The following is a 2910-nucleotide window of genomic DNA, read 5'->3' on the forward strand; positions in this document are numbered from 1 at the left end:
TCCGTCCTGGTGCGGAAGTATGCCCCGAGCATCGACGAGGTGCTGGCCTGGCAGGAGGACGCCGTCAAGCGCCTGCTCGAACTCAGTGGCGACTCCTCCCGCGTGGAGGAGCTCGACGACGTCATCGACGGCCTCGACCGGCAGGTGCACGAACTCGCGGACGCGCTGTCGTCCCTGCGCCGCGCCGCTGCCGAGAGCCTGGCCGAGAAGGTCAGCGACGAGCTCACCGCCCTCGCGATGCCGGACGCCCAGCTGCTGATCGAGGTCACGCCGGCAGAGGCGCTGACTCTCCACGGTGCCGACGACATCGCCTTCAACCTGCAGCCGCACCCCGGGTCGGCACCGCGCGCGCTGGGCAAGGGAGCATCCGGCGGCGAGCTCTCGCGGGTCATGCTCGCCATCGAGGTGGTCCTCGCGGCGGTGGACCCCGTACCGACCTTCGTCTTCGACGAGGTGGACGCCGGCGTGGGCGGCAAGGCCGCCGTCGAGATCGGCCGACGCCTCGCGATGCTGGCGGAGCACGTGCAGGTCATCGTGGTGACGCACCTCCCGCAGGTCGCGGCCTTCGCGGCGCGGCACATCCGCGTCACGAAGAACGTGTCGCGGGACGGGGACGGCGGTGGCGTCACCGCCAGTGATGTCGAGGTGCTGCCCGACGACGAGCGCGTGCGGGAGCTGGCGAGGATGCTCGCAGGCCAGGAGGACTCGGCATCGGCACGCGCCCACGCCGAGGAGCTCCTCGCCGATGCCGCCCGCACCTCCGCTCGGTGATAGGCTTGAATTCCGTGGCGCAGCAAATAAACTCCCGGTTCCTTAAATCCGCAACGACCAAGCACATCTTCGTGACTGGCGGCGTGGCCTCCTCACTCGGCAAGGGACTGACGGCTTCCAGCCTGGGTCACCTCCTGAGGGCGCGCGGCCTCTCCGTGACGATGCAGAAGCTTGATCCCTACCTCAACGTCGACCCCGGCACGATGAACCCCTTCCAGCACGGCGAGGTGTTCGTCACGGACGACGGTTCCGAGACCGACCTCGATATCGGGCACTACGAACGGTTCCTCGACGAGAACCTCGACGGTTCGGCGAACGTCACGACCGGCCAGGTCTACTCGACGGTCATCGCGAAGGAACGCCGCGGGGAGTACCTCGGAGACACCGTCCAGGTCATCCCGCACATCACGGACGAGATCAAGCGGCGCATGCGCCTGCCGGCCGAAGGGGCACCGGGCAAGAAGGCGCCCGATGTCATCATCACGGAGATCGGCGGCACGGTCGGTGACATCGAGTCGCAGCCCTTCCTCGAGTCGGCCCGCCAGGTCCGCCAGGACATCGGCCGGAACAACGTCTTCTTCCTGCACGTCTCGCTGGTCCCGTACATCGGCCCGTCCCAGGAACTGAAGACCAAGCCCACCCAGCACTCCGTCGCGATGCTGCGCTCCATCGGTATCCAGCCCGACGCCATCGTCATCCGCTCGGACCGCGAGGTCCCCGCGGCGATGCGGGAGAAGATCGGCCGCATGTGCGACGTCGACCTCGACGCCGTCGTCAACGCCGCGGATGCGCCCAGCATCTACGACATCCCGAAGACCCTGCACGCCCAGGGCCTCGACGCCTACATCGTCCAGTCGCTCGACCTGAAGTTCAAGGACGTCAACTGGACCAAGTGGAACAAGCTCCTCGAGGCCGTCCACAACCCGAAGCACCAGGTCGAGGTCGCGCTCGTCGGCAAGTACATCGACCTCCCCGACGCCTACCTGTCGGTCACCGAGGCACTGCGGGCGGGTGGCTTCGCGAACAAGGCGAAGGTCACGATCAAGTGGGTCCCCTCCGACGAGTGCCAGACGCCCGAGGGGGCGAAGAAGGCCCTCGACGGCGTGGACGCGGTGTGCATCCCGGGCGGTTTCGGCATCCGCGGACTCGAGGGGAAGCTCGGAGCGCTGACCTACGCCCGCGAGAACAGGATCCCGACCCTCGGCCTGTGCCTGGGCCTGCAGTGCATGGTCATCGAGTACGCCAGGAACGTGGTCGGACTCGAGGGCGCGTCCTCCAGCGAGTTCGAACCGGACACGGAGTACCCGGTGATCGCGACGATGGCCGAGCAGCTCCACATCGTGGCCGGCGAGGGGGACATGGGCGGCACGATGCGCCTGGGCCGCTGGGAGGCGAAGCTCCAGGAGGGCTCCGTCATCGCCGGGACCTACGGCAAGACCACGGTGTTCGAACGGCACCGCCACCGCTACGAGGTGAACAACGAGTTCCGCCAGCAGATCGCCGACGCCGGCCTCGTCTTCTCCGGGACGACGACGGACGGCAAGCTCGTCGAGTTCGCCGAACTGCCGAAGGACGTGCACCCCTACTACGTCTCCACGCAGGCGCACCCCGAACTGGGGTCGCGTCCCACGCGGCCGCACCCGCTCTTCGCGGGCCTCGTCAAGGCGGCCCTCGAGCGCCGCGGCGCGAAGGCCTGACCGTGCAGCCGGTCGGCAACGGCGACGCCACGTTCGGCGACGAGCAGAGCCCGCGCAGGCTCCTCGGGACCACCACGGTCTACGAGGGGCGGGTGTGGGACGTCGTCAGCGAGGAGTTCACCCTCACGGACGACGGCGAGTCCATCACGCGCGACTTCATCCGGCACCCCGGGGCCGTCGCCGTGCTGGTGCTCGACGACGACGGGCAGGTGCTCCTCCTGCGCCAGTACCGGCACCCGGTGCGCATGGCGCTGTGGGAGATCCCCGCCGGCCTCCTCGACGAGGAGGGTGAGGAGTTCGTCGACGCCGCCGCCCGCGAGCTCGCCGAGGAGGCCGACCTCACCGCCCGGCAGTGGCACGTCCTCGTCGACCTCTTCCTCTCACCCGGGTCCTCCTCCGAGGCGCTGCGCGTGTACCTCGCGCGGGGTATCGGTGAGGTGCC

Annotated in this window: 1 protein-coding gene and 2 pseudogenes; all 3 read left to right on the forward strand. The window is 68.9% G+C overall.

Annotated features, from left to right (window positions below; genetic code table 11):
* Positions 1-771: pseudogene (locus CVO76_RS04465) on the forward strand (DNA repair protein RecN); the annotation flags it as partial.
* The gene (locus CVO76_RS04470) at positions 768-2468 is read left to right on the forward strand and encodes a CTP synthase (RefSeq protein ID WP_133081621.1); all 1701 of its coding nucleotides are present in this window, start codon (positions 768-770) and stop codon (positions 2466-2468) included. The pseudogene CVO76_RS04465 and the gene CVO76_RS04470, both read left to right, overlap by 4 nt.
* Positions 2469-2470: 2 nt before the next feature.
* A pseudogene (locus CVO76_RS17225) lies at positions 2471-2910 on the forward strand (NUDIX domain-containing protein); the annotation flags it as partial.

Origin of the sequence: Arthrobacter agilis (genome assembly GCF_002953615.1) — a bacterium.
GTDB classification, from domain to species: domain Bacteria; phylum Actinomycetota; class Actinomycetes; order Actinomycetales; family Micrococcaceae; genus Arthrobacter_D; species Arthrobacter_D agilis_B.